25 protein-coding genes are annotated in these 26,188 nt (G+C 63.5%); 6 read left to right on the forward strand and 19 right to left on the reverse strand.

What is annotated here, in order from left to right; genetic code table 11:
• Positions 1-28 precede the first annotated feature (28 nt).
• Complete coding sequence (locus ACFQ6Y_RS08180) at positions 29-1,324, reverse strand: MFS transporter (protein ID WP_378630906.1); 1,296 nt, start codon at positions 1,322-1,324, stop codon at positions 29-31.
• Between the two features lie 155 nt (positions 1,325-1,479).
• Between ACFQ6Y_RS08180 and ACFQ6Y_RS08185 the strand changes: the two genes are divergently transcribed.
• Positions 1,480-1,905, forward strand: a complete 426-nt coding sequence (locus tag ACFQ6Y_RS08185) for a pyridoxamine 5'-phosphate oxidase family protein (protein ID WP_317555043.1) — start codon at positions 1,480-1,482, stop codon at positions 1,903-1,905.
• Between the two features lie 77 nt (positions 1,906-1,982).
• On the opposite strand, the gene ACFQ6Y_RS08190 is transcribed toward ACFQ6Y_RS08185, so the two are convergent.
• The 5 genes from ACFQ6Y_RS08190 to ACFQ6Y_RS08210 all read right to left on the reverse strand — a co-directional run bounded on the left by ACFQ6Y_RS08190 (position 1,983) and on the right by ACFQ6Y_RS08210 (position 7,726).
• Entirely contained in the window at positions 1,983-2,762 is a 780-nt protein-coding gene (locus ACFQ6Y_RS08190; RefSeq protein WP_347872214.1) for a nuclear transport factor 2 family protein, read from the reverse strand.
• The gene (locus tag ACFQ6Y_RS08195; RefSeq protein ID WP_378630911.1) at positions 2,759-4,489 is read right to left on the reverse strand and encodes an acyl-CoA dehydrogenase family protein; all 1,731 of its coding nucleotides are present in this window, start codon (positions 4,487-4,489) and stop codon (positions 2,759-2,761) included. The genes ACFQ6Y_RS08190 and ACFQ6Y_RS08195 overlap by 4 nt, the downstream gene beginning before the upstream one ends.
• 58 nt (positions 4,490-4,547) lie before the next feature.
• Positions 4,548-5,207, reverse strand: a complete 660-nt coding sequence (locus ACFQ6Y_RS08200; RefSeq protein WP_003942804.1) for a rhomboid-like protein — start codon at positions 5,205-5,207, stop codon at positions 4,548-4,550.
• A gap of 22 nt (positions 5,208-5,229) precedes the next feature.
• Positions 5,230-5,901, reverse strand: a complete 672-nt coding sequence (locus tag ACFQ6Y_RS08205; RefSeq protein ID WP_378630913.1) for an O-methyltransferase — start codon at positions 5,899-5,901, stop codon at positions 5,230-5,232.
• Positions 5,902-5,980: 79 nt separating this feature from the next.
• Positions 5,981-7,726: a proline--tRNA ligase gene (locus tag ACFQ6Y_RS08210; RefSeq protein ID WP_378449472.1), complete on the reverse strand. Its 1,746-nt coding sequence runs from the start codon at positions 7,724-7,726 to the stop codon at positions 5,981-5,983.
• A 55-nt stretch (positions 7,727-7,781) separates the two neighbouring features.
• Between ACFQ6Y_RS08210 and yaaA the strand changes: the two genes are divergently transcribed.
• Entirely contained in the window at positions 7,782-8,525 is a 744-nt protein-coding gene (gene yaaA / locus ACFQ6Y_RS08215) for a peroxide stress protein YaaA (protein ID WP_007735009.1), read from the forward strand.
• A gap of 16 nt (positions 8,526-8,541) precedes the next feature.
• Here the strand turns inward: yaaA and ACFQ6Y_RS08220 are convergent, their stop codons facing one another.
• From ACFQ6Y_RS08220 to mqo, 10 genes are all read right to left on the reverse strand, one after another.
• A complete protein-coding gene (locus ACFQ6Y_RS08220; protein WP_378630915.1) occupies positions 8,542-10,050 on the reverse strand; it encodes a YdiU family protein in 1,509 nt (502 codons plus the stop codon).
• A 35-nt stretch (positions 10,051-10,085) separates the two neighbouring features.
• The gene (locus ACFQ6Y_RS08225; RefSeq protein WP_378630917.1) at positions 10,086-10,514 is read right to left on the reverse strand and encodes a CBS domain-containing protein; all 429 of its coding nucleotides are present in this window, start codon (positions 10,512-10,514) and stop codon (positions 10,086-10,088) included.
• An 80-nt stretch (positions 10,515-10,594) separates the two neighbouring features.
• Complete coding sequence (locus ACFQ6Y_RS08230) at positions 10,595-12,091, reverse strand: MFS transporter (protein WP_378630919.1); 1,497 nt, start codon at positions 12,089-12,091, stop codon at positions 10,595-10,597.
• A gap of 11 nt (positions 12,092-12,102) precedes the next feature.
• Entirely contained in the window at positions 12,103-13,329 is a 1,227-nt protein-coding gene (gene cobA / locus ACFQ6Y_RS08235; protein ID WP_283303818.1) for a uroporphyrinogen-III C-methyltransferase, read from the reverse strand.
• Complete coding sequence (locus tag ACFQ6Y_RS08240; protein ID WP_378630921.1) at positions 13,326-13,739, reverse strand: cobalamin biosynthesis protein; 414 nt, start codon at positions 13,737-13,739, stop codon at positions 13,326-13,328. The genes cobA and ACFQ6Y_RS08240 overlap by 4 nt, the downstream gene beginning before the upstream one ends.
• Positions 13,723-15,099 carry a cobyrinate a,c-diamide synthase gene (locus ACFQ6Y_RS08245; RefSeq protein WP_378630923.1) on the reverse strand — a complete coding sequence of 459 codons (1,377 nt, stop codon included), beginning with the start codon at positions 15,097-15,099 and terminating at the stop codon, positions 13,723-13,725. Before ACFQ6Y_RS08245 ends, ACFQ6Y_RS08240 begins: the two co-directional genes overlap by 17 nt.
• On the reverse strand, positions 15,093-15,707 hold the full coding sequence (gene cobO / locus ACFQ6Y_RS08250; RefSeq protein ID WP_378630925.1) for a cob(I)yrinic acid a,c-diamide adenosyltransferase: 615 nt from the start codon (positions 15,705-15,707) through the stop codon (positions 15,093-15,095). The genes ACFQ6Y_RS08245 and cobO overlap by 7 nt, the downstream gene beginning before the upstream one ends.
• A 21-nt stretch (positions 15,708-15,728) precedes the next feature.
• Positions 15,729-17,675, reverse strand: coding sequence for a magnesium chelatase subunit D family protein (locus tag ACFQ6Y_RS08255; RefSeq protein ID WP_378630927.1), 1,947 nt, complete (start codon positions 17,673-17,675; stop codon positions 15,729-15,731).
• A gap of 224 nt (positions 17,676-17,899) precedes the next feature.
• Positions 17,900-18,376, reverse strand: a complete 477-nt coding sequence (locus ACFQ6Y_RS08260; protein WP_003942808.1) for a GNAT family N-acetyltransferase — start codon at positions 18,374-18,376, stop codon at positions 17,900-17,902.
• A gap of 11 nt (positions 18,377-18,387) precedes the next feature.
• Positions 18,388-19,926: a malate dehydrogenase (quinone) gene (mqo, locus tag ACFQ6Y_RS08265; protein WP_378630930.1), complete on the reverse strand. Its 1,539-nt coding sequence runs from the start codon at positions 19,924-19,926 to the stop codon at positions 18,388-18,390.
• A 146-nt stretch (positions 19,927-20,072) separates the two neighbouring features.
• Between mqo and ACFQ6Y_RS08270 the strand changes: the two genes are divergently transcribed.
• Both ACFQ6Y_RS08270 and mtr read left to right on the forward strand, forming a co-directional pair.
• Complete coding sequence (locus ACFQ6Y_RS08270) at positions 20,073-21,122, forward strand: alpha/beta hydrolase (RefSeq protein WP_378545752.1); 1,050 nt, start codon at positions 20,073-20,075, stop codon at positions 21,120-21,122.
• Entirely contained in the window at positions 21,119-22,495 is a 1,377-nt protein-coding gene (mtr, locus tag ACFQ6Y_RS08275; RefSeq protein ID WP_378630933.1) for a mycothione reductase, read from the forward strand. Before ACFQ6Y_RS08270 ends, mtr begins: the two co-directional genes overlap by 4 nt.
• 78 nt (positions 22,496-22,573) lie before the next feature.
• On the opposite strand, the gene ACFQ6Y_RS08280 is transcribed toward mtr, so the two are convergent.
• Positions 22,574-23,119, reverse strand: a complete 546-nt coding sequence (locus ACFQ6Y_RS08280) for an alpha/beta fold hydrolase (protein WP_003942671.1) — start codon at positions 23,117-23,119, stop codon at positions 22,574-22,576.
• Between the two features lie 220 nt (positions 23,120-23,339).
• On the reverse strand, positions 23,340-23,801 hold the full coding sequence (locus tag ACFQ6Y_RS08285; protein ID WP_378449484.1) for a PPOX class F420-dependent oxidoreductase: 462 nt from the start codon (positions 23,799-23,801) through the stop codon (positions 23,340-23,342).
• Positions 23,802-23,922: 121 nt separating this feature from the next.
• Between ACFQ6Y_RS08285 and ACFQ6Y_RS08290 the strand changes: the two genes are divergently transcribed.
• Both ACFQ6Y_RS08290 and ACFQ6Y_RS08295 read left to right on the forward strand, forming a co-directional pair.
• Positions 23,923-24,792, forward strand: coding sequence for a PhzF family phenazine biosynthesis protein (locus ACFQ6Y_RS08290; protein ID WP_378630936.1), 870 nt, complete (start codon positions 23,923-23,925; stop codon positions 24,790-24,792).
• Positions 24,793-24,876: 84 nt separating this feature from the next.
• A complete protein-coding gene (locus tag ACFQ6Y_RS08295; RefSeq protein ID WP_378630939.1) occupies positions 24,877-25,302 on the forward strand; it encodes a DUF6069 family protein in 426 nt (141 codons plus the stop codon).
• On the opposite strand, the gene ACFQ6Y_RS08300 is transcribed toward ACFQ6Y_RS08295, so the two are convergent.
• Positions 25,299-26,132 carry an ANTAR domain-containing protein gene (locus ACFQ6Y_RS08300; protein ID WP_378630942.1) on the reverse strand — a complete coding sequence of 278 codons (834 nt, stop codon included), beginning with the start codon at positions 26,130-26,132 and terminating at the stop codon, positions 25,299-25,301. The genes ACFQ6Y_RS08295 and ACFQ6Y_RS08300 overlap by 4 nt on opposite strands.
• Positions 26,133-26,188: the final 56 nt, after the last annotated feature.

A 26,188-nucleotide genomic window follows, 5' to 3' on the forward strand; every position in this document is an offset into this window, starting at 1 on the left:
TAGCGCACCAACCGGCGAAACTGGTATTTCAGATGCGTACCCGTGTGCAGGAGATCGAAATTGCACCGAGCAGACCGACAAGCGCGAATGCATAGAAGCCCCACGGCACGGCGTAGCCCGCGCCCAGGAGAACTCCGCCCAGAATCGGGCCACAGATCGCACCGACCCGACCGACACCGGCCGACCATCCGAGCGCTGTCGCGCGAATTTGAGGAGGATGATTGGCGCTGGTGAAGGCGTAGACCAACACCTGTGCACTGAACACGAAGCATCCGGCGAGGAAGACCATCACGTAGATCCCGAACGACACCTTCACACTTAGAAGTGCCAGGAACAATGCCGCTCCGGCGAACCACACGATGGCGGCGGTACGCGGGCCGATCTTGTTCGCGACACCCCCGGCGATCAACAGTCCGACGACAGCTCCGGCATTGAGGATCAGAAGGAACGTCAACGACGCCCCGAGGTTGTAACCGGCCTCACGCATGATTGTCGGAAGCCACGTGTTCAATCCGTAGACGAGCAGCAAGCCCATGAAACTGGTGATCCAGATAGCGATACTGTTGCGCAGGAACTTCGAAGAGAACAGTGCGCGAACGGGATTGGCAGCTTCGGCGCGCCCAGCTTCAGAGGTAGGCGCGGCCTCGAGTTCAACTCCGTAACGGGCAGCGATTTCCTCGGCTTCGGCACGCTTTCCGTGAGCGAGAAGGTACGACGGAGATTCCGGCAGATACCGCAACATGAGCGGAATCAGGACGACGGCAGGAAGTGCGCCGACAACGAACATCGCTCGCCAACCGAAAGGTTCGATCACGACGAGCGCCAGCGCGGCGGTGGCAACGGCGCCGACGTGATAGCCGGTCATCAGCAAGGTCGACGCAGATCCGCCGCCTTGCTTCTTCGAGAATTCGTTGACCAGAGCCAATGCAGTCGGCAGGGCGCCACCCAGTCCCACACCGGCCAGGAAGCGCAGCAGACCGAAGATGAAGGGGTTCGGCGCAATTGCGCACAACAGAGTGAGAATCGAGAAGGCAGCAACGGCGTACAGCAGCGCGCGGCGTCGACCGATGACGTCGGTGAGAGTGCCTATGACGAGGGCGCCGATGGTCATGCCGACGAGCCCGAAGGTCGAGATCATCGTGATCGTGCCTGTGCTCAATCCCCATGCGTCGTAGTCGAGAAGCGAAGGAATCACCGCGCCGAGTACGACCAGGTCGAATCCGTCCAGGAGCACAGCGATCCAACACAACGGTGCTACCCACATTGCGGCACTCACCCGACGCGAACCGGTGGTTGAACTCGACTGCGTATGCGGTGCGGTCATCGGATCCTCGACATTCACTGCTTGTGGGCGTTCGCTACCGGTTCAGATCCAGTAGTCCAGATCGATGTTCGCATTGCGAACGCCCGTTCATAATGAGCACACCGATTGTGTACGGAGTCACAACGCCATGTCAAACGTCGCGGTAATCTCGAGGAATGGCACTCTCCGAAAATGAGCGTGAACAGTTTCTGTCCGAGCCCCACATCGGGGCACTATCGGTATCGGACGGTCCCGAGCGCGGCCCGTTGACCGTCCCGATCTGGTACCTGTACTCACCCGGCGGCAAACCGTGGATCCTCACGGGAAAGGATTCGCGAAAAGCGCAGCTCATCGCGTCGGCCGGTCATTTCTCGTTGATGGCCGAAAGGCTTGATCCGACAATCCGTTACGTCAGTGTCAGCGGATCCGTCGACAAGATCGTTCCGGGCACCGACGAGATGCTGGTCGAAGTCTCGCGGCGCTACCTGACTCCGGACAAGGTCGACGGATACCTTGAATTCGCACGATCTCAGTTGGGCGAGCAGGTGGCGATCTTCATGGACCCGCAGCACTGGCTGTCCGCGGATCTCGGGGCCCTCTGACAACAACCGGAACCCGAAAGGCTCGGCGCGCCGGAGTGGCGCGCCGAGCCTGACCTGCATGTGGAGGGCTCTCGATATCAGCTCTCGGTGAAGAAACGCACCCGGTTGAGGCGATGACCGCTCGCCTCGAAGCCGAACAGTGCGATGGCTGGTTCCCCGCACACGATGACGCTCGCCGTCACAGTTCGACCGGCAACCAACATCTTGCTCTTCGTCACGCCCGTCAGCAGAGCGTTGACATCAGCGTTGGACAACTGTGTGCCCGCCGGAAGCTCGACGGGTACCGGTGGCGTCCGGCCGACGGCGGCCGCATCGAGGAACCGCGACGCTGCCTTCTTGCCTTTGTCTCCAACTCCGAAGATGCCGCGTGAGAACCCGAGCGCCCCGCCGATCCCCTGGTTCGAGAGCAGCTGTGGGGTCAACTTCGCGGCCGCCTTCACCCCTGCCACACCAGCAGTAGCGAGCTGGCTCAACATCGTCGCCAATTCCCAATGCGCATAGAGGGTTCCGATCCGCAAGGAATCGGGCTCCCCCACCAAGTCGTAACGCAAGTGCATCGGAACGTCGAGAACGACTCCGGTCGACATTTCGGTAGCGAGGCTCAGATCGCGCCACACCGTCCGGCCGCACACGATGTCGCGCTCGACATGGAAGGTGATCGAATTGGGGGCGATGAACGTGTCGTAGAAGCTTTCGATCGCCGCCTGACCGTTGTGCGGACGCGAACCAACAGGGTCGTTGATCTGCCCGTCGCCGGCAAACAGAGCAACCCACGTCGAGCGGTCATGCGCGCCGACGGCTTTCGGGGATCCCTCCACGACGGCCATCAACTGCTCACGTGTCACCGGGGCGGTCACGCGCGCATCTCGTATGCACCGTCGTACGCCTTGACCTGCTGCCACACCCGGTCGAAGCGTTCGCCGTCGACCACGGGCTTACGCACCGCGGCCAGTGCCCATTGCTGCTGCTCCGGCGTCGACGAGGGCTTTCCGTGCAGTGCGATCGCGTATCCCGAGAAGTCGCGGATCTGGAAGTCGAAGATCTGATCGACAACGTCGACGTCGAGTCCGGTGATCTCGGCCTGCTCGAGAATCAGATGACCGTAGACGACGAGGGAGAACAGGTGCCCGACGTTGAGCATGAAATCGAGATCCTTCTGCTGCTGCGCGTCCGGCGCTGCAGCAGTGAGCAATTCGGTGAGCGCGATCGCCTGCTCGTAGAAACGAGCGACGTTCGGAATCGAAGAGTGCTTCTCGTAGACGGGCTTCCACTCGTGGAACTGAATCTTCGCAGCGCCGCGGGTAGGTCCCTGATTCCAGAAGAACTCGTCGTCGGCGGCGTCGTCGCGAGTGACGACCTCCGGGAACTCCGCCGAGTTGAACAGATAGTTCGGCAAGAACTTGAGGATCAGACCGACGTTGACGTGAACGGTGCCCTCGAGCTTGGGCAGTGTGCCGATCATCTGCGCTGCCTCGCGGAAGTACGTGGACTTCTCGTAACCCTTGGCCGCGATCACGTCGTGCAGCAACCCGACCACCTTCTCACCTTCGGAGGTGACCTTGGCCTTGGTCATGGGGTTGAACAGCAGGTAGCGACGGTCCTCGAGGCTGGCACTGCGGAAGTAGTCGACCGCCCGCGCACTGAACTGCTTCATCGCGACCAAACGTGAGTACGCGTCGACGAAGGCGGCGCGAACGTGGGCGAAGTCCGTGACCGGGTTGCCGTAGAGAATTCGATTCTGTGCGTGAGTGATTGCCTCGAAGAACGCATGCTCGGTAATCCCGATGGAGCCGGTGCAGAGGTTGAACTTTCCGACGTTGACCGTGTTGAGTGCGGCCTCGAATGCGGCGACGCCGGTGTGCAGAATGTCTTCCTCACGCACCGGGTAGTCCTCGAGGCGGAAGTTGCTGACATACATCTGCCCACGCAGAACGTTATCCACGAGCTGATAGTTCGGATGTGCGCTGTCGGCGACGAAGAACACGTAGCCTTCGGGACCCTCGACATCCGTACGACGCCCGAACACGGACACCATTCCGGCGACGTTGCCGTTTCCGATGTAGTATTTTTCGCCGCTCGCTCGGAAGACGACATCACCGTCGGCGGGAGTCAAAAGCATGTCGGTGGAGTAGACGTCGGCCCCGTGATCGCGCTCGGACAGCCCGAACGCCATGACACCACCGTCGGCAAGCTCCTGTGCTGCACGCTTCTTCGCAGCGTCGTTGTCACTCATCCAGATCGGTCCGAGTCCGAGGATCGTGACCTGCCACGCGTACCAGTACGCGAGCCCGTAGAAACCGAAGATCTCACTCAAGGCTGCGTTGCGGGCACCGTCCCAACGACGGTTCTCGTCACCGTCGGCAAATGCCGCCGGAGTCTGGAACGTCGCGAACAACTTCTCCTTGCCGACGAACTCGAGAAAGTCGGAGACCCACACGGCGTCGAGGTCATCCTGAAGCAGTTGCTTCTTGCCGCGGCTCTCGAACCACTCGATGGTGGCTCGGAGCAGGCGGCGGGTCTCAGGATCGAACTGAGCGGGATCGTAAGTATGGGGGTTGAAGAGCAGTCCATCGGTGCCAGACACGTCATTACCTTTCGTCGATGACGCTAAACTACCAGCGGGTAACTTTCCGCGGTGCGATTCATGGAAGACCTGCGATTCTTCGCGAATGCCACAGGTCCATCGGGTTCCACGTACCGGCCCGAGCACGCGTGATCGGGTAGCACGCCAACCCGAGCAACAACGCGGACATGTGGCCGATGGCGGTGAAATTGGTGGCAAAAATCAGAGGTACCCCGTAGAAGAGCAACAAGCCCGCGAGGTAGACGTACCGCCACGGATCGACGATGCGGTACACCAGAATCCCCATGACGCCGGCCAGACCGTAGCTCACACCCACGTCGAGAGTGTTGACCGCGGACTCCGCCACGTAGCCGTGCCGAATACCTTCGTACAGAACACCTTCGCTGATATATGTGGCTCCGACGTGGGCAATGACGACAACACACAACCATCGCCACGTCCCTAGCCAACGCTCAGCTGTGGCATGAAAGATCGTGAATAGCACCAGGTATCCCAACCATCCGCCACCCTCGAGCCAGAAGGCGCTCGAAAACAGGACTCGAAGCGGGTCTTCGGCGAGGTGATGCAGATTGGTCGAGCGCTTGCCGAGAAATCGTTCCTCGACGTTATCGGGCAGATGCCGCAGGAACAGTGTGGTGAACAGCAAGGCCAAAAGCCAGACATACGTACCGGGTGCACTGCGCACCCACCGCCACGCCGCTTTTGCTGCCCCCAGCATCCTCACCGCTTCGAGTCTGCGCTCACTCGTTCACTACTGCAACGGCAAACCCGTCCCACCCCTTCGAACCCACGGTTTGAATGGCAGTGCCGTCGAGCTTCGGTTCGGCCGCGATCATCTCCAACACTGCTCGACTCGCTTTGACGCGCTCGTCGTCGATATCCGGGTTGGACACATGTCCCCCACGCACCACGTTGTCCACGATGATGACGGTTCCGGGATGCGAGAGGGCCAAAGCCCACCGCACGTACTCGGTGTTGTTCTCCTTGTCGGCGTCGATGAAGACCAAGTCGAAAGGTCCCAACTCCTCCTTCGCGATCGACGGAAGACTGTCGAGAGCCGCGCCGACGCGAATGTCGACCCGGTCCGCCACGCCGGCCCGCTCGATATTCGCCCGAGCGACATCCGCGTGGGTGGGATCGAATTCCAGCGTGATGACCTGGCCCGAGGGACCGACCGCGCGAGCGAGCCAGATCGTGCTGTATCCGCCGAGCGTTCCGATCTCGAGAACATTGCGCGCCAAGCACATTCGCGCCAGAAGGTTGAGGAGCTTGCCCTGGTTCGGCGCCACGTCGATGGGCGGGAGACCTGCCTCGGAATTGGCGGCGAGTGCCGCGTCGAGAACCGGATCTTCACCTACCAACGTGGAAACGAGATAGCCGTCGACTTCTGCCCAATCCGGTTCGCGTTCCATAGCCACGATTGTGGCAGAAAAGAAGGGCCGCCGCAGACACCTCGGAAGGTGGCTGCGGCGGCCCAGACGCCTATTCGAATCAGCCGCGAACTGCGCTGATGATCTCCTCGATCGCCGAGTCGGCGTCGATCTCACGGCTCTCGCCGGTGAAGCGGTCGCGAATCTCGACCTTGCCGTCTGCCCAACCACGGCCGACGACAACGATCAGCGGAACACCGATCAGCTCGGAGTCCTTGAACTTCACGCCCGGCGATGCCTTGCGGTCGTCGAGGATCACTTCGAGTCCCGCGCGGTCGAGCTGCGCGGCGAGGCCTTCGGCGCCTTCGCGAGCGGTCTCGTCCTTGTTCGCAATGACGAGGTAAACGTCGGCCGGTGAGACCTCAGCGGGCCAACGCAGACCCTTCTCGTCATGGTGCTGCTCGGCAATGACGGCCACCAGACGCGAGACGCCGACGCCGTACGAACCCATGGTCGGGCGGACAGGCTTGCCGTTCTCGGCGAGGACATCGACGGTGAAGACGTCGGTGTACTTGCGGCCGAGCTGGAAGACGTGCCCGATCTCGATGCCACGAGCCGAGACCAGCGCACCGGCTCCGTCGGGCGAGGCGTCGCCGTCGCGAACTTCGGCAGCTTCGATGGTTCCGTCCGGCGTGAAGTCACGCCCTGCGACGAGGCCGACCACGTGCTTGCCGTCTTCGTCGGCGCCGGTGATCCAGCTGGTGCCGTCGACGACGCGCGGATCGACGAGGTAGCGAACACCGTTGGCCTGCAGCGCCTTCGGGCCGATGTAGCCCTTGGCCAGGAACGGGTTGTTCTTGAAGTCCGTCTCGGTGATCATCACGAACTCGGCCGGCTCCAGTGAAGCCTCGAGACGCTTTTCGTCGACCTCACGGTCGCCGGGAATGCCGATACCGAGGAGTTCCCACTCGCCGCCGGGCAGGCGGGTCTTGACCATGATGTTCTTGAGGGTGTCGGCCGCGGTGACCGTACGGCCGAGGTCGGCGCCGTTCGCCCAGTCCACCAGGGTGTCGATGGTGGGTGTGTTCGCGGTGTCGTACACCTTCGCCTCGGGCAGTCCGTCGAACGGAATCGCGTCGGGAACAACCGTCTTGACGGCCTCGACGTTGGCGGCGTAGCCGGATTCGAGGCAGCGCACGTAGGTGTCTTCGCCGATCTCGCTCTCGGCGAGGAACTCCTCGGACGCGCTGCCGCCCATGGCACCGGAGGTGGCCGAGACGATGACGTACTTGACGCCCAAGCGCGTGAAGATCTTCTCGTAGGCGCCGCGGTGCGCCTGGTACGACTCCGTCAGGCCTTCGTCGGTCAGGTCGAAGGAGTAGGAATCCTTCATGAGGAACTCGCGACCGCGCAGAATGCCCGCACGCGGACGCTCTTCGTCGCGATACTTGGTCTGCACCTGGTACAGGGTGACCGGGAAATCCTTGTAGGAGTTGTACTCACCCTTGACCGTCAGAGCAAAGAGCTCCTCGTGGGTCGGGCCGAGCATGTAGTCGTTGCCCTTGCGGTCCTTGAGGCGGAACAGGTTGGGGCCGTACTCGGTCCAGCGGTTCGACGCTTCGTAAGGATCGCGCGGGAGCAGCGCAGGCAGGAGGATTTCCTGTCCGCCAATGGCATTCATTTCTTCACGGACAACACGCTCTACCTCGCGCAGCACCCGCAATCCCAGCGGCAACCACGAGTAGACGCCTGGAGCGATACGACGCACGTAGCCGGCACGAACCAGCAGTTTGTGGCTGGCAACTTCGGCGTCCGAGGGATCGTCACGCAGGGTACGCAGGAACAGGTGGGACAGACGGGTAATCACGAGGTGTAAGGATAGTCGCCGCAGTCGGCCGAGCGGGCCTCGGTACGGTTACAGCGTGCTTGTACTGCTGCCTCCCTCAGAAACCAAGTCCGACGGCGGCAAGGATGCGCCCCTCGATCTGGCCGAACTGTCGATGCCCCAGTTGACCGAAACGCGCGAATTGCTGGTTCAGACGCTGGTCGATCTGGCCGCCGACGTCGAGGCGTCGTGCGAAGCGCTCGGCCTTGGTCCGACGCAAGCGGACGAAGTGGAGCGCAACGCCAAGCTTTGGGTGTCCGCGACGCGGCCCGCGCTGCAGCGCTACACCGGGGTGCTCTTCGACGCACTCGACGCCAAGTCGTTCACCCGCGCCCAGAAGGCCAAGGCTCTCGACCGGATCGCTATCGGTTCCGCCCTGTTCGGTGCGGTCCGCGCCGGTGATCTGATCCCCGCGTACCGCCTCTCCGGTGGGTCCAAACTGCCCGGGATGGGTACGCTCCGCTCACTGTGGAAGCCGGAACTGCCGAAGGCGTTGGCCGCCGAAGCCGACGGACTTGTGATCGATCTACGATCGGGTACCTACCAGGACCTGGGACCGGTTCCGGACGCGCTGATCGCGACCGTGCTCACCGAAAAGCCGGACGGCACCCGCACGGTGGTCAGTCATTTCAACAAGCACCACAAGGGTCTGCTCGCCCGTGCGCTTGTGGTCTCGCGTGCCGAACCCACGGACATCAAAGGTGTTGCGCGGGTGGCGTCGAAAGCGGGACTGCGGGTGGAGATCGCGTCGGAGCGTGAATTGATCATCCTGACGGATTGATGGATTCGTCTGTCTGTCAAGTGCCGCAGAAGGTTTGGAACGTCTCTCTGAAGGACTGCGGGGCCGCCTCGGTGTAGGCAGCCCACTCGTCGCGCCGGTCGAACGGGTGCGTGACCACTTCCAGCAGCTTCTCGAATGGAACGAGGTCGCCGTCGTTCGCGGCGCGCAGGGCAGCATCGAGCTGATGATTGCGCGGAATGTACAGCGGGTTGACGCGATCCATCGCGCCAGCGGTCTCCACACCCCCATGTCCCTGTTCCGCCAGGGCGCCGCGCCACCGCTGCAACCACGGCGCGATGTGCTCCCCTGGCACGAGTTGGTCGAGGGGCGCCGAATTTCCGCGCAATTCGTCCGCGAGAGCGCGGAAACTGCCCGTCCAATCAGCACCGTGTTCCGCCAACAACGTCGGCAGATCGTCGACAAGCGTCCGATCGACAATCGGCAAGCCCAAACCGAGCTTTGCCGCCATACCGGCCGCATAGTGTCCCTCGTAGCGCTCGTCGAAGGTGTCGAGAACTGCCGACGCCGCGGAAATCGCATCGTCGGGTGTGGAATCGATCAGCGGCAACAGTGTTTCCGCGAGGCGCGCCAGATTCCACTTCAAGACACCGGGCTGATTGCCGAACGCATAGCGGCCGCCGCGGTCGATCGAGCTGAACACGGCCGCCGGATCGAAGGCGTCGAGGAAGGCGCACGGACCGTAATCGATGGTCTCCCCCGAAATTGTCGTGTTGTCGGTGTTCATGACTCCGTGTACGAAACCGACGAGCATCCACCTCGCCACCAGTGACGCCTGCGCCTCGACCACGTTCTCGAAGAACCTCAGGTAGCGATTGTGTGCCCCCGATGTCGGCAGTTCGGTCAGCTCCGGGTAGTGGCGCGCGATCGCGTAGTCGGCGAGCGACTGCAAGACCTCGCCCTGCCTGGCCGCGAACTCGAAGGTCCCCACTCGAAGATGGCTCGACGCAACCCGTGCAAGCACAGCTCCGGGTTCGGCGCCACTGCGGCGAACGTGCCGACCCGTCGCCACCACCGACAGCGCGCGCGTAGTGGGGATACCGAGGGCATACATCGCCTCACTGACCAGATATTCGCGCAGCATCGGCCCGACGACCGCATACCCGTCGCCGCCCCGAGAGAACGGCGTGGGCCCGGAGCCCTTCAGATGCAGGTCCACTCGCTGACCGTCGCTGCTCACGAGCTCACCGAGTAGCAACGCCCGACCGTCCCCGAGAATTGGTGCGTAGCCACCGAATTGATGACCCGCATATGCCATCGCAACCGGTGTGGCCCCGACCGGCGCCGTCGATCCGGACAGGACGCCAACCCCGTCCACACTTCGCAGCGCTGTCACGTCCAATCTCAACGACGCAGCCAGCCGCTCGTTCACAACGAGCAATTGCGGGGCAGGCGCGGTAGCACCATGCCACGGCACGGTCAGAGCGCCCAGTTCGTCAGCGAAGGTGCTCTCCAGTCCGGCCACGATGGTGACCGTGTCTGCTGTGGATTCCTCGATTGCAGCCATCACACGAGAGTAGTCACCGTGAGACGACCTATCGATCAGCCCTGATCGATGTACGACTCCAGTTGATCGCGTTCACTCTTGAGTTCGTCGATGCGACTCTTCACCACGTCCCCGATACTCACGATGCCGAGCAGGCTCCCGTCCTCGATCACCGGCAGGTGGCGGATTCGACGCTCAGTCATGATCGCGGCAATGCTGTCCACGGCGTCTGCCGGAATGCACGTGTACATCAGGGCCGTCATGACCTCGGAGACCGGTGTGTCGAGAAGATCAGGTCCGCGCTCGTGCAGGCGTCGAACGACGTCTCGTTCGGAAATGATCCCGACAACCGCGCCATCGTCGATCACCACCATGGCGCCGATGTTGTGACGGGCGAGATCGCACAGCAACCCGTTCACCGTCGTGTGGGCGTCAATGGTGACGATGCTGTTGCCCTTGTTTCGCAATATGTCCGCGATCCGCATCACGGCACCCCGATTCGTCGAGACTCTCGGCACGTCCTGCAACGATCGTATCGGCTAGCGAAGCGGATAAACAGGACTGATCAGGCGATTCCCTGAGCTGCCTTCTCCGCCGCCTGCGCCTGGGCAACCTGTGAGGGCGTGAACCTGATGCACAGAGCTGCGATACCGGCGAACACAGCGCAGACTGCGCAGCCGACGAGCGCGAAGGTGTATCCCTCGCCGAGTGCGATCAATTGCGCCGGATTCATGTCCGCGGCCTTGCCCGAAGTGCCGCCGAGAGACAGCGTCTTCGACGTCGCCATCGCACCGATCACCGACAGTGCCAGCGGTCCACCGAGCGTCTGGGCAACCTGCGAGATTGCGGTCAGCGGGCCGATCTCGGTCTCGGGGACACCAGCGATCGCGCACAGCGGCAAGGGCACCATCGCGAGGCCGATACCGAATCCGATCCCGATCACGGGCACGAACAAGTTGGCCAAGTAGGTGGAATCGGAATCGAGAGTGGACCCGTACAGCAGTCCCACGATCATGATCACGACGCCGGTGAGGACCAGCCACCGCGGCTGAATCTTCACTGCGAGCTTGGATGCAACGGAGGCAGCGGCACCCAATCCGAACGCGAACGGAATGAACGCGATGCCGGCGCGCAGCGGTGAATACTCCATGATGTCCTGCACGAAGAGCGCCACGAAGGCCGTCATGCTGAACATCGCGCCACCGACGAAGAAGATGGCGAGGAACGTCGCGACGCGGTTGCGATCTGCGAACAACGAGAACGGCAACAGCGGATTGTCTGCAGTTCGCTCGACGAAGAGGAAAGCGGCGAGGGCGATCAGACCAGCCGTCAACGCACCGACAACGGCGATGCTCCCCCACCCCATTTCCGGACCCTCGGTGAGCGCAAACACGACGCCGGTACATCCGAGCGTCGCGAGGATCGCGCCGGGCACATCCAACGCGAGTCGCTTCTGGTTAGTCTCACGGAGGGCGCGGAACGCCATCGCAACGAGCGCGATGCCGATCGGGACGTTGATGAGGAAGATCAGACGCCACGAGACCTCGGTCAATGCGCCGCCGATGATCAGACCGGCGATCGATCCGACGCCCGTCATGGCTGCGAAAATCGCGATTGCCTGATTTCGTGCCGGGCCCGCTGCGAAGGTCGTAGCCACAAGCGCGAAGGCTGTAGGTGACGCAACGGCTGCTCCGACGCCTTGAAGCGCCCGCGCTGCGATCAACATGCCTTCGTTCAGTGCCAGACCGCACAGAAGAGATGCCACCGTGAACAGCGAGACGCCCGCGATGAACATCTTCTTGCGCCCGTACGCGTCGCCGAGTCGACCACCGAGCAGCATGAGCCCGCCAAAGGCCAACGCGTAAGAGGTCAAAACCCAGTTGCGACCGCTGTCGCTCAGTCCGAGATCAGACTGCAGCGGTGCGAGCGCGAGGTTTGCGACGGTGCCGTCGAGCACCACCATCATCTGCAAACCACTCAGGACGATGATGGCGAGCCCGATGACTCGAGTCGCTATCGGGGCATTCGCCGAGGCAGTTTCAGACGTTGGGGAATCAGACACAAGACTTCACGTTACCCAGCGTCGACAGAAAAGCCCGCGACCGGCCCGATCACGATGATCGCCGGGGGCTTGATCTCCTCGTCCTTGACGCGCTGAGCAACGGTCGCGAGATCGGCACGAACCTCACGCTGAGTACGAAGTGTGCCCTCTTGGATGACGATGACCGGAGTGGTTGCCGGGCGTCCACCGTCGACGAGCGCCTTGGCGAACTGATCGATGCGCTCGACCGCCATGAGCAGCACGATCGTGCCGCGCAGCTTGGCCAGCGCCGACCAGTCGACCAGCGAATCCGGATGATCTGGAGCCACGTGCCCACTCACGACGACGAACTCGTGGGTGACGCCGCGGTGGGTGACCGGGATGCCTGCGGCCGACGGGACGGAGATCGCGCTCGTGATTCCGGGCACTACGGTCACCGGAACGCCGGCGGCGGCGCACGCTTCGAGTTCTTCGTATCCCCGCCCGAAGACGTACGGGTCCCCACCCTTGAGTCGGACGACGAACTTGCCGGCCTTGGCATTGTCGATCAGCGCGGCGTTGATGGCCTCCTGTGCCATGGCGCGGCCGTACGGAATCTTCGCGGCGTCGATGACCTCGACGTCCGGACCCAGTTCGGCGAGCAACTCGGGTGGAGCCAATCGGTCGGCGACGACGACGTCGGCACGAGCGAGCAACCGGCGTCCGCGCACGGTGATCAGATCGGGGTCACCGGGGCCACCACCGACGAGGGCTACGCCCGCAGCGGCAGGCTCGGCCGTATCGGCGAGTACGCCCGACTGAAGACCTTCGACGACGGCGGTGCGGACCGCTGCCGAACGACGGTGATCGCCGCCGGCCAGAATTCCGATGCTCATACCGTCGTACTCGGCGCTGGCGGGAGTTACCGCCGTGCCGTGCTTCGCGTTGTCGGCCCGCACGCAGAAGATGTGGCGACGCTCCGCTTCGGCGACGATCGCCGCATTGGTTTCCGGTTCGTCGGTCGACGCGATGGCGTACCACGCACCTTCGAGGTCACCATCGGCGTACGGACGCTCTTCGACCGTGATCTGCCCGGCCGTGGCCATGCCTTCGACCGCTGGAGTGAACGCGCGGCTGATGACGTGAACACGGGCACCGGATGCGACAAGCAGTCCGAGACGGCGCTGAGCCACCGTGCCACCGCCGAACACGACCACGCGTCGATCGGTCAGGTTGAGGCCGACCAGGTAGTTGGTCTCGTCTGCGGTGGACTCGCTCACTCGCACTCCGTTTCGTCGTCAGAATTGTTCAAGCTGGAGGGAACTTTACGGGCCGCGGCTACGGTCACTCCATCCCTGGCAGTCTTGGCCAGCGCGAGCAGGCCGCCCCCGGACGCGAGGATCGCGGCCGCTTCCGCAACGCTCGCCGTCCCGATCGCATCCTCGACGCGAGATGACGGTGACGGAACCTGAACTCGCGCAAGCACGTCCGGTGCAAAACTCACAATCGGGACGTTCAGTTCATCGGCCGCTGCCAGCAGAGCCGGGGACTCGGCTTTTGCCGTCGCAGTGGCGAGTACCACGATCTTCCATCGCCCTTGAGGTACGGCGTTCACCGCAGCGACGATGTCCTTCGCGGTGACACTCGTCGTGAATCCAATGCCAAGACAGAGGTCATCCTCGGGCGGCATCGACGAACTTCGCGATCGATTCGGGCTGCCCCACCGGATGAGTATGCAGATACGACGCGTGGACACCGCCGCGAATGAATCCCTCGCGGACGCTGCCGCCGTCCCACGGCCGCCAACCCCATGCACTTGCACACCCGTCGGCGTCGGCCGAGACCAGCGAGGTCCGGTGGAACTCGTGCCCGGTGACGCGGGCGCCGGGGTCGAAGAGGCTCGATCCGCTGATCGCGACCGCTTCCCGGTACCCGAGGGTCAGGCGTTTCCCGAACCTCGCATCCACCCCGACAACACCGGCCATGCTGTGACCGTCCAGGCTGCGAGCAAGGTAGAGCAGACCGGCACACTCCGCATGGATCGGCGCACCGCCGTCCGCCAGGTCACGAACCTGCTGCAGCAGAACGGTATTGGCCGCAAGATCTAACGCGTGCTCTTCCGGGAAACCGCCGGGAAGGACCAGAGCGGCAGTTCCCGCGGGAAGCTCGTCGTGCAACGGATCGAACACCTGGACGTCGGCGCCGGCGGCGGACAGCAGTTCTCGGTGCTCGGCGTAGCCGAAGGTGAAGGCGGGTCCACCAGCCATGGCGATCACAGGCCGAGAGTCGCCGTGTTCGCCGACTTCGGCAACCGGATCCCACGCACCTGAACTCACGTTCGATGCGGCCAGCTCGCGAACAGCACCGAGATCGACGTGCGAGGCAATCAGGTCGGACATCGCGTCCACCGCAGCCACGGCGGCCGCGCCGTGCTCTGCCGCCGGGATCAACCCGAGATGACGGGAGGGAACCTCGAGCTCCGTCAACCGCGGTACAACTCCGAGCACCGCGACGCCGACCTTGTCGCACGCGTGCCGCAACACCTGTTCGTGGCGAGCACTGCCCACACGATTGAGGATGACGCCGCCGATCCGCACACCCGCGTCGTACGTCGCGAAGCCGTGCAGTACGGCGGCCAGACTCTGACTGTGTCCACGGGCGTCGATCACGAGAACCACCGGCGCACCGAGGATCGACGCGACCTGCGCCGTCGATCCTTCGGCCGACGGCTGCGAGTTGGCCTCGTCGATCTTGCCGTCGAACAAGCCCATGACACCTTCGACCACTGCGATGTCGCAGCCGCCTGTTCCGTGCCGGTAGAGCGGGCCGATGCGATCCGGGCCCACCAGGACAGTGTCGAGGTTGCGTCCAGGTCGACCCGCGGCGAGCCCGTGATAACCCGGATCGATGTAGTCCGGCCCCACTTTGAAAGGCGCGACGCTGCTGCCGGACCGCCGGAGCGCACCGATCAATCCCGTTGCCACCGTCGTTTTTCCGCTACCCGAGGCAGGTGCGGCAATCACCACGGCCGGCGTGGAAACACTCACCATTCGATGCCCCGTTGGCCCTTTCGGCCGGCATCCATGGGGTGCTTGATCTTGGTCATCTCGGTTACGAGGTCGGCGGCGTCGATCAACGCCTGCGGGGCGTCGCGTCCCGTGATGACAACGTGCTGGTTGCCCGGACGATCGCGCAGTGTCTGCACGACCTCGTGGACGTCGACCCAGCCCCACTTGAGCGGATAGGTGAACTCGTCGAGGACATAGAATCGATGTTCCTCGCCTGCAAGCCTTCTCGCGATCTCCTGCCAACCCTCAGCGGCGGCAGCGGCATGGTCTTCTTCGCTACCGGCCTTGCGTGTCCATGACCAGCCTTCGCCCATCTTGTGCCACTGCACCGGCCCACCGACGCCGGTTTCGTCGTGCAAGTTTCCGAGGGCGCGGAATGCGGCTTCCTCACCGACCTTCCACTTGGCACTCTTGACGAATTGGAAGACGCCGATGTCGAACCCCTGGTTCCAGGCGCGCAGCGCCATGCCGAAAGCGGCAGTGGACTTACCCTTTCCAGGGCCGGTGTGCACGGCGAGCACCGGTGCGTTACGACGCTGACGCGTGGTCAGACCGTCGTCGGGGACTGTCTCGGGAACACCCTTGGGCATCGTGAACTCCTGAGCTGGGATCTAGGCTGCGGCGCGGACGACATCCGCGACCTGCTGCGCTGACAATTCGGCTAGGCGGACGTATCCGCCACGTAGTTCTCGGGCCAACTCGGCCGCCAACCCCAGACGAACGAGGCCGGTCTCGCAGTCGACGACGATGGACGCGACAGACGCGTCGGCAAGAAGATGCGCGGCGACGCGGGCGCGATGCAGCGCGTCCTTGCCACCGGTAGCCCGGCCGTCGGTGAGCGTGACGACGAGGGCGCGGCGCTGCGGGTCACGAAGGCGCTCACGCAGAACCACCTCGCGGGCACGCAGGAATCCTTCTGCGAGTGGGGATTTGCCGCCGGTACGCAGGGACTGCAGACGGCGAACGGCGATGTCCACCGAAGACGTCGGCGGCAGGACGAGCTCCGCGTCGCGGCCGCGAACAGTGATGACGGCGACCTTGTCGCGGCGCTGGTAGGCATCGCGGAGCAGCGAGACGACCGCACCGGTGACCGCGGAGAGCCGATCGCGAGCTGCCATCGACCCCGATGCGTCGACAACAAAGACGATCAGATTGCCTTCTCGCCCTTCACGAATCGCGCTGCGAAGATCATCAGGTGCCAGTCGCAGCCGCCCCGCAGTACGACCGCGCGCAACTTGGGACTCGGCTGCGGCGAAGACCGTGCTCGTCAAATGCAGCCCATGACCGCGCTCCCGGGTGGATCGCACTACCCGTCCGCGGGACGACATGGATCGCGAGCGGCGTCCCGGAGCACCTTCGCCGACGCCAGGCACCTCGAGGAGCTTGGCCTTGAACTCGCCGGCGGGCGGAGCCGAGGGTCGCTCAGTGGCGCGTACTCCCCCACCTGGTCCGTCAGGGTCTTCAGGGCCGTCATCGTCTGGGCCCTCATCGTCTGGGCCATCATCGCCGGAGCCACCATCTTCGGGGCCGCGACCGTCGGGATTCTCGGGAGGTTCGGGCTCCCCGTCGCGCGCGTCGTCCTCGACCTGCGACTGGGCATCCTGATCAGCCTGCTCGAGAGCATCGTCCAACTGCTGCTGATCCAAGCCGGGCTCGTCGAACGGGTCACGGCGGCGGCGATGCGGCAGCGTCAGTTCCGCTGCTACTCGCACGTCCTCCGCAGTGACCTCGCTGTCGCCTCGCCACGCGGCATGGGCGGTCGCGGTACGGGCGAGCACCAAGTCGGCGCGCATTCCGTCGACGTCGAACGACGCACACAGTGAGGCGATCCGTCGCAGCTCCCGATTGCTCAACTCGACGGAGTCCAGTTTATTACGCGCCGTATGGATTTCGGCTGCCAACTCTTGATCGGCTGATTCGTACCGAGCGACAAATGCCTCGGGGTCACGCTCGTAGTCGAGGCGGCGACGCACCACTTCCATGCGAACGTCGACGTCGCGGGAAGCTGCGACATCGACCGCCAGACCGAAACGGTCCAACAACTGCGGACGCAGTTCTCCCTCTTCGGGATTCATCGTGCCGACGAGTACGAACTTGGCCGGATGCGAATGGGAGATGCCGTCACGCTCGATGTGAACCCGTCCCATCGCCGCGGCGTCGAGAAGCACGTCGACCAGGTGGTCGTGAAGCAGATTCACCTCGTCGACGTACAGAACGCCCTGGTGAGCGGCCGCGAGAAGTCCAGGTTGGAAAGCGCGTTCCCCGTCACGGAGAACCTTCTCGAGATCGATGGACCCGATCACCCGGTCTTCGGTGGCGCCGACGGGCAGTTCCACCAAGCGGGCCGGTCGCGTCGTTCCGGCGTCGTCGACCGCCGGCAGCAGCGCAGTCAGCGCGCGCACGACCGTCGACTTGGCAGTTCCCTTCTCACCGCGAACCAGGACTCCACCGATCCCCGGATGCACGGCACACAGGATCAGCGCCAATCGCAATTGATCCTGGCCGACCACAGCACTGAACGGGAAGCCCGCCACTGGTCGATCTTCTTCACTTCGCACGTCGATATCCCTCCACCTCTCGGTTTCCTCGCCGAGAATTTGGCTGCACTCGAATGTCGCGGCAACCTGGCTGAGATCTCCCGGACGATCGGTAGAGGAGAGATCTTTCACAGTGGCGGGACCGCGCCTGAATCGAACAGGACTTCCCCGCGAGCATTCGGTATCGAAAAAACCCTAGTCGGCTCACTTTCCCATGAGCCGACCAGGGTCAAATCTCGAACAAACTAGCTGACAGCCACGAAGGGCTCTCCCCCACCACGACGCATCGGGGTGTGCGGGATGCCGTCTTCGATGAACTCTTCGCCGTCGGCCTTGAATCCGTGCTTGGCGTACATCTCGACCAGGTAGGTCTGCGCATTGATCCGGCACGGCGCTTCGCCGACCTCGGCCAGTGCGGCCTGCAGGAGGCGGGTCGTGTGGCCCTGACCGCGCGCCTGACGCGACGTGCACAGACGTCCGATTCGGAAGCTCTTGTTGCCGTCGTCGTGCTCTTCGAGCAGACGGAGTGTGCACACCACCTGGCCGTCCTGCTCGAGCCAGAAGTGACGCGTCTCCGTCAGCAGGTCCCGCCCGTCCAACTCGGGATACGGGCAGGCCTGCTCGACGACAAAGACCTCCACTCGAAGCTTCAACAACTCGTAGAACGTCTTGTTGTCGAGATCGAGTGCCCATGAACGCTTCAAAGCTGCTGTTGCCGTCATGGGTTGGACTATCACACAGTCGCGGCGGTATCCGCGACCGGAGCCGATCCGGAAGCTCCGGCGGAATCGAGCTCGAGGACCTTCGAAGACCAATCCCACACCTGGTTGAACAGGCCCTCGTTGTCGGTGAGCTTGACGCCGATGGACGGAACCATCTCGCGAAGCTTGCCCTTCCACCCCTGGAACTCGGTCGGGAAGCAGCGCTCGAGTACGTCCAGCATCGCCGGGACGGCCGTGGAGGCACCGGGCGAAGCACCGAGCAGACCGGCGATGGAACCGTCCTCAGCGGCGACCACAGCGGTACCGAATTCGAGGACGCCGCCCTTGCCCTTGGCCCGGCGGATCACCTGGACACGCTGGCCTGCGGTGATCAGTTCCCAGTCCTGCGCCTGCGCCTTGGGCGCGAATTCACGCAGATCCCAGATACGACCGGCCTCGTTCTTGGCGAGTTCGCTCACCAGGTACTTGACCAGGCCGAGCTCGCTGACGCCGACGCCGAGCATCGAGAGAATGTTGTTGGGCTTGACCGAGCCGGGCAAGTCCGTGACGCGACCCTGCTTGAGGAACTTCGGCGACCAACCTGCGTAGGGACCGAACAGCAGACCCGGCTTGTTGCCGATGACACGGGTGTCGAGGTGCGGCACCGACATGGGCGGGGCGCCGACAGCAGCCTTGCCGTAAACCTTGGCGCTGTGCTGGTCGATGAGTTCGGGGTTGGTGCATCGCAAGAAGGCACCGCTGACCGGGAAGCCGCCGAAGCCCTTGGCTTCCTTGATGCCCGACTTCTGCAGCAGGTGCAGGGCGCCACCACCAGCGCCGACGAACACGAAGCGCGAGCGAACGGTGCGCTTTTCACCGGTACGACGGTTGGTGACCTTGACGGTCCACGACTTGTCCGAGTTCTGGGTCAGGTTGGTGACCTCGTGACCGAAGTACATCTTGCCGCCGGTCTTACCGATGTAGCCGATGAGCTGCTTGGTGAGCGCTCCGAAATCGACGTCGGTGCCGTCCTGGCTCCAGTTCAGCGCGACGGGATCGGAGAAGTCGCGTCCCTTGGCCATGAGCGGCAAACGCTTGCTGAACTCGGCCGGATCGTCGATGTACTCCATACCGCGGAAGAGCGTGTGGCCGGCAAGTGCGTCGTAGCGAGCACGCAGGTACTTGGCGTTGGCCTCACCGTGAACGAAGCTCACGTGAGCGATGGGGTTGATGAATTCCTTGGGCTGAGTCAGGACGCCCTGCTCGACCGCGTGCGCCCAGAACTGGCGGGACACCTGGAACTGCTCGTTGACGTTGACGGCCTTCTTGATGTCGACCGTGCCGTCCGAGTTCTCCGGAGTGTAATTGAGCTCACACAGGGCGGAGTGACCGGTTCCCGCGTTGTTCCAGGGGTCGCTGCTCTCGGCTGCGACGGCATCGAGCCGCTCGAAGGTCGAGATCGACCAATCGGGCTGCAACTGGCGCAGCAATGCGCCCAGCGTGGCACTCATGATGCCTGCGCCCACGAGCACTACATCCGTCTTCGTCTCTACCGCGTTCTGATTCGACACTGGAGAATCGACTTCCTTGTCATTAGCCGTGCGCGCATCCGCCTGCTGTGTTACGCCGAACAGGTTACCCGTGCGTACACGCGCGGTTCACCACCCCCAATTGTGCTCTACAACGCGCACTCGAAACGACGATTAGATTGTGATTTGTGACTACTTGGGTTCCAGACGTCCTCGGTGACGGATATCAGCAGCTGACGATCCCGCTCGGAACGGATCCGGACGGCGAAGGCGAGGTGGACGCGACACTGGTCCGCTACCAACCGCAGAAGGAGGCGGTGAAGACACGCCGTGCCGTTTTGTACGTGCACGGTTTCACCGATTACTTCTTCCAGAAGCACCTCGCCGAGCACTTCGCCGAGCAGGGCTACGCCTTCTTTGCACTCGACCTGCGTAAGTGCGGCCGCTCCCTCAAGCCGGGACACACAGCGCACTACGTCTCCGACCTCGCGCTCTACGACGCCGAACTGAACGAGGCGCTGCGCATCGTCGGCAACGAGACCGACGGCAGCGAGGTGCTGCTGATGGCGCACTCCACTGGTGGTCTGATCGTTCCGCTGTGGCTGAACCGCTTGCAGCGCAAGCCCGGTGGCAGCGCCGGAGCCGGAATCTGCGGTCTAGTCCTCAACAGCCCGTGGTTCGACCTTCAGGGACCTTCGGTGGTTCGCAACGTCGGTACCACCGCTATCGACGCCCTCGGTCGGGTCTCGGCAAAGACCGTGATCCCCGGCACCGGGCTACCGACTTACGGTTCCAGTCTTCACGTTTCGGCCAACGGAGTCTGGGATTACAACCTCGACTGGAAGCCGCTGGCCGGCTGCCCCGTCACCTTCGGCTGGATGCGGGCCGTCCGAGCGGGTCACGCAAAACTGCACCGCGGCCTCGACATCGGGGTGCCTGCACTGATTCTGCGCTCGAAGAAGTCGCAGTTCGCCAAGGCGTACAACCCGAGCGTCGACCTGGCGGATTCCGTGCTCGACGTCAAGCAGATCGCACGTTGGGCCGGTTGCCTCGGCGATCGCACCAGCATCGTCCCGATCGACGGCGCCCGTCACGACGTGTTCCTGTCCACCGAGAAGCCCTTGGCCACAGCCTTTTCCGAACTCGACCTGTGGCTGGAGTGGCTCGACGGCCACCTCACGCAGGCGGTAGAAAGTTCGGCAAGCACCGCAAGCAACACACAGGAGATCGCGCAGTGACGCACTACGACCTTGCAATCATCGGCAGCGGATCCGGAAACTCGCTGCCCGACGAGCGGTTCGACGGCAAGAAGATCGCAATCCTCGAAGAGGGCACGTTCGGCGGCACGTGCCTCAATGTCGGATGCATCCCGACCAAGATGTTCGTCTACGCCGCCGAGGTGGCACGCACCATCACCACTGCCGAGAAGTACGGCGTCGACGCCACGCTCGACGGCGTCCGTTGGTCCGACATCGTCAAGCGCGTCTTCGGCCGCATCGATCCCATTTCTGCAGGTGGCGAGCGGTATCGCAGCGAAGACAGCCCCAACACCACCGTTTACCGCGGCCACGCGACGTTCACCGGCAAGAAGACGATCGACACCGGGACCGGCGAGACGATCACCGCCGACCAGGTGGTCATCGCTGCCGGGTCACGCCCGATCATCCCGGAAGAGATCGCGTCGAGTGGGGTGAAGTACTACACCAACGAAGACATCATGCGACTGCCTGAACTTCCCGAGCACCTGGTCATCGTCGGCTCCGGATTCATCGCCACTGAATTCGCACGCGTGTTCTCCGCGTTAGGTTCTCGCGTGTCGATCATCGGTCGCAGCCAGCGACTGCTGCGGCACCTCGACGACGAGATCTCCGAGCGCTTCACCGAGTTGGCCGAACAGAAGTGGGACGTCCATCTGGGCTCGCCTCTCACGTCGGTGCGCGGTGACGGCGACAACATCGCCGTCGAACTGGCAAACGGCACAGTCGTTTCCGGCGACGTCCTCCTCGTCGCGGTGGGTCGTCAGCCGAACGGTGACCTACTCGATCTCGACAAGGCCGGCGTCGAGCTCGACGACAAGGGCTCGATCGTGGTCGACGAATACCAGCGCACCACCGCAGAGGGCGTCTTCGCACTCGGTGACGTCTCCTCGCCGTACCAGCTCAAGCACGTCGCCAACCATGAAGCGCGCGTTGTTCAGCACAACCTGCTCCAGGATGCGTGGAAGGACACGTCCGGGCTTCGCAGCACCGACCACCGCTTCGTACCCGCCGCAGTGTTCACCGACCCGCAGATCGCCGATGTCGGCATGACGGAGAAGCAGGCCCGCGACGCCGGACTCGACATCACCGTCAAGGTGCAGGCATACGGAGACGTCGCGTACGGGTGGGCGATGGAGGATCAGGAGGGTGTCTGCAAGGTGATCGCCGAGCGCGGCACCGGACGCATTCTCGGTGCCCACGTCATGGGTACGCAGGCTCCGACGGTGATCCAGCCGCTCATCCAGGCGATGAGCTTCGGTTTGTCAGCTCAGGACATGGCGCGCGGCCAGTACTGGATCCACCCGGCCCTGGCCGAAGTAGTCGAGAACGCGCTGCTCGGCCTCGACATCTGAGCCCCCGCACCCCGTACGACATACAAAAGGCGGGCACTCCGCGCAATGGGAGTGCCCGCCTTTTCGCATGTCAGAGTTTCACCAGGGACTGGTACGCAGCACGATCTCGGTTGCGAGTTCGGCCGGCGCCGACTTCACGACGTCGTCGACACCCGGAAGTTCCGTCACGCGGAAATCGGAGTACACGAAGCGACCGCTGGCGTCGGCAATGGCCCGACCTCCACTGCCCACGACGACCGTGGTCGGAACCTCGACCGGTGGAACGCCGGCAATATCGCTCGCCGACGGATGTCCGCGGTCCACCGCGATCAGACTCGCGAAGCGGCCGAACTGCCGTGCCGCCAACAGCCAGGCGAGATCAGCTCCCTCCCGGTGACCAACCAGGTTCACCCAGGCGATGTTCAACTCGTCCAGAAGTACCACTGCCGAAGTCTCGTCGAGATTCTCGATCGATTCCACCGCGACGGTCCGCAGATCCGAATGATGCAGTCGCTCACACACATCGTCGTACAAGTCGACGGGGTCGCCCTTGCCGGGGAGCAGGAGTACCGCATGCTTGCTGACCGGCCCGTCGATCCGAACGGTGCACGAACCACTGCCCACCGCTACTCGAGTCAATTCCATGTCTGGAAACGGTACGCGATCCACACTGTGGAGGACCCTGGAGTCGACAGAAGTATGACCACTCATACATTCTCACCACCGCCTGCGAGTCCGATTTGTTCGCTCTGCACCACCTCCTCACTGAGCGAAAGTGGCTTTCGGCGCATCTGAGGCGACGGACGTACCGTTCGCTCGACGTGGGGGTGGTCCGAACAGTCCGAACTCGAGTGAGGGCGCGGGGCTAGGTGCCGGACGGCTTCGGGAGCCGCGTCATTCCGTAGACGTGATCAGCGCGCACCGTGAGGATCTGTCGACGCTCCGCCACCATCGCTTCGCGGTACTCCTCCCAGTCGGGATGCTCCTGACCGCTGATGTCCCGGTACAGCTCGACCAGGGCGTCCGACACTTCGTCGTGAGGATCGGCCGCCGCGGGTGTCACCACCGCAAGTCCTTCGATCACGGCATAGCTCCAGAAGTCGGGCGCGCTGACGTGGAGGGAAACCCGCGGATCACGCAGGGCATTACGGCTCTTGGCACGATCTGCGGTGATGGACACCGAAGCCGTCTTCGACTCGACGTCCCATCGATAGATGATGTTGGAAAGCTGCGGACGGCCGTCGCGTTTGACGGTCGCCAGCACGCCTTGCTTTCCCTCGGCCACAAGTGCGAACAACGCGTCGTCAGTGCCTGTGTCATTGCTCATAACTGCACCAACGACGCCGTGCGGCCGGTTTGTTCCGGAGGCAGTCCAGTTCGAAGATTGCGGACCGCAATCGCGCGACTGCTCTTCCCCCGATCGACGGCGGCGGACAAAGATGGTCGACATGGCAAATTCTCGCGACATTCTCCGGCTGACTGCGTTCAGTTCGGATCCCGGCGGTGGCAATCCGGCCGGCGTGCTGCTCGACGCCCGTGGGCTCGGCGACTCCGAATTACAATCTGTTGCAGCCGAAATCGGGTATGCGGAGACGGCGTTTCTCACCGAACCGGAACTCGGAGACAACCCGCGCCACAGCCGGATCCGCTACTTCTCCCCCATCGCCGAAGTACCGTTCTGCGGTCATGCCACCATCGCGACAGCCGTAGCACTCACCCAGCGCGACGGCAGCGGAACCTTCGTTTTCGAAACACCGATCGGACCGGTATCCATCGACACGGCGACCGACGAAGACGGGCGATCCACCGCGACCTTCACCAGCGTCGAACCGTCGGTCACGCCGATCGATCATGCCGTGTCGACGGCACTGCTCGGGCTCATCGGCGTCGATTCGTCTGCGCTCGACGCGCGGTATCCCGCCATGCTCTCGTACGCCGGCAACACGCACCCGATCGTTGTACTTCGTGATCAGGGGACGTTCGACGAGTTCACCTTCGATCCATCCGCAATGCGAACTCTGATGGACGCGCAGGGGTGGGCGGGCACGGTGACGATCCTGCATCCCCTCGACGACAACACCTTCGAAGCTCGAAATCTGTTTCCGGTCGGAAACATCGTCGAGGATCCCGCGACCGGGTCTGCAGCGGCGTCGACCGGCGGTTACCTGCGCAAACTCGAACCCGCGGCCACTCCGCGACGGATCACCATCCACCAGGGCCGACACGTCGGGCGACCCAGCGTTCTCGCGGTCGAGATCCCGGTCGACGGCGGTATCGCGGTCACGGGCACCGCCGTGCCCATCACCGATCCGCGGTAGCTGCCCGGCGATGAGTTTCTCCGGGTCCGCAGGTCTACATCACCACACCGTCACAAGACCATGGCATCGAACCGGGAGAACATCATGTCTGCAATCGCGTCAACCGCACACAACCTCCACCTCACCAAGCCGCGTGCCGTACTCGGCGCCACCGCCATTGCCCTCGTCGTCAATCTGATCCTGTGGTTGATCGGCCTGGCATTGGGCGGATCGTTCGAGATGACAGATCAGGGAAAGTTGGCGAGCGTCGCGCCCGGCGGTGTCATCACTCTGACGGTGGTGCCGCTGCTGGTCGGTTTGTCGCTCGCAATGTTGATCTCACTGAAGTGGGAGCCGATCATCCGCATCGCTCAGGTCGTGGGTGCAGTTTTTGCGCTCGGCACCATCGCTCTGACGATCGCCGCGGACTTCGACGCCGCCAGCACGGTCATGCTCGCTCTGATGCACGTGGTTGTCGCCGCGGGCGTCGTCGTCGCGCTCGAGGCTGTACGTCGGTCTCCGTCGAACTAGACCGCGGTTGGCGGCGCGGAATACGTCTCGACGATCTCGGCTGCCACGTCACGCAACCTGGTGTTCGTGGTCTGAGACTGCTTGCGCAGCATGTGAAATGCGGTGTCGGCGTCGATCCGATGGATGGCCATCAGCATGCCTTTGGCCTGTTCTATCGGCGCCCGGGTCTCGAGCGCGCGTTGCAAGGCATCAGCCACCGCCCTGGCAGATTTGAAGCGAGAGAAGTCGCCGATCGCACGTGAGACTGTTGTCGTGAGGATCTCCATGACGTCCGCGTCGACGCTGTCGAAGGCCGCTTGAGCGCGTCCGTACAGGTTGAACGAACCGAGCCGCTGATCCGGTGTGAAGAGCGGCGCCGCGAGAAATGACTTGATTCCTTCCTCTTTCGCCGCCGCCGCGAACCGTGGCCAGCGTTCCGCACTTCTCTCGGCGTCGACGACAACGGTTTCACCGGTTCGGGCTGCGTGCAGACACGGTCCGTCGCCGGCGTCGTACTGCTCGATGTCGACGCGCAGAGTCCGCGAATCGGTGTGAACGGCGGTGTAGGTCTGTCCCGCCAGATCGATCGTGACGCCGATGCTGTCGGCCCCGTCGATGGCGTCGTTCGCGATTTCGACGGCGCGCTGGAGCAGGATCACGAGTTCGTCCTCGTCGCCGATACTTCCCCCGAGCGCTGCCAGCAACTCTCGGACCGCGCTTGCAGTCAGTCGTGTTTCCGCAGCCTCGACGGCGACGTCAGCGCCGGCTGCCGTCGCGTCGTCCGGCATCACCGACGGGACCGAATCCTCGGTTCGCGGGTCGAAGCCTCTGGGGTCGAAAGCGGTATCCACGACGATGCATTCTTCCAGTTTCGAGGGCAGGAAGGAGAGTGAGTTCGGCGACAAAA

This window comes from Rhodococcus sp. NPDC056516 (assembly GCF_042794655.1).
GTDB lineage: Bacteria > Actinomycetota > Actinomycetes > Mycobacteriales > Mycobacteriaceae > Rhodococcus_F.

What these genes read in the sequence shown, in the direction of transcription:
- ACFQ6Y_RS08260 (WP_003942808.1), bottom strand. Translation starts at nt 18,376, where the DNA reads ATGACGGCAACAGCAGCTTTGAAGCGTTCATGGGCACTCGATCTCGAC.
- ACFQ6Y_RS08185 (WP_317555043.1), top strand. Translation starts at nt 1,480, where the DNA reads ATGGCACTCTCCGAAAATGAGCGTGAACAGTTTCTGTCCGAGCCCCAC.
- cobO (WP_378630925.1), bottom strand. Translation starts at nt 15,707, where the DNA reads ATGCCCAAGGGTGTTCCCGAGACAGTCCCCGACGACGGTCTGACCACG.
- ACFQ6Y_RS08240 (WP_378630921.1), bottom strand. Translation starts at nt 13,739, where the DNA reads ATGCCGCCCGAGGATGACCTCTGTCTTGGCATTGGATTCACGACGAGT.
- ACFQ6Y_RS08290 (WP_378630936.1), top strand. Translation starts at nt 23,923, where the DNA reads ATGGCAAATTCTCGCGACATTCTCCGGCTGACTGCGTTCAGTTCGGAT.
- ACFQ6Y_RS08295 (WP_378630939.1), top strand. Translation starts at nt 24,877, where the DNA reads ATGTCTGCAATCGCGTCAACCGCACACAACCTCCACCTCACCAAGCCG.
- ACFQ6Y_RS08205 (WP_378630913.1), bottom strand. Translation starts at nt 5,901, where the DNA reads ATGGAACGCGAACCGGATTGGGCAGAAGTCGACGGCTATCTCGTTTCC.
- ACFQ6Y_RS08220 (WP_378630915.1), bottom strand. Translation starts at nt 10,050, where the DNA reads ATGGCTGCAATCGAGGAATCCACAGCAGACACGGTCACCATCGTGGCC.
- ACFQ6Y_RS08280 (WP_003942671.1), bottom strand. Translation starts at nt 23,119, where the DNA reads ATGGAATTGACTCGAGTAGCGGTGGGCAGTGGTTCGTGCACCGTTCGG.
- ACFQ6Y_RS08285 (WP_378449484.1), bottom strand. Translation starts at nt 23,801, where the DNA reads ATGAGCAATGACACAGGCACTGACGACGCGTTGTTCGCACTTGTGGCC.
- ACFQ6Y_RS08225 (WP_378630917.1), bottom strand. Translation starts at nt 10,514, where the DNA reads ATGCGGATCGCGGACATATTGCGAAACAAGGGCAACAGCATCGTCACC.
- ACFQ6Y_RS08180 (WP_378630906.1), bottom strand. Translation starts at nt 1,324, where the DNA reads ATGACCGCACCGCATACGCAGTCGAGTTCAACCACCGGTTCGCGTCGG.
- ACFQ6Y_RS08245 (WP_378630923.1), bottom strand. Translation starts at nt 15,099, where the DNA reads ATGGTGAGTGTTTCCACGCCGGCCGTGGTGATTGCCGCACCTGCCTCG.
- ACFQ6Y_RS08200 (WP_003942804.1), bottom strand. Translation starts at nt 5,207, where the DNA reads ATGCTGGGGGCAGCAAAAGCGGCGTGGCGGTGGGTGCGCAGTGCACCC.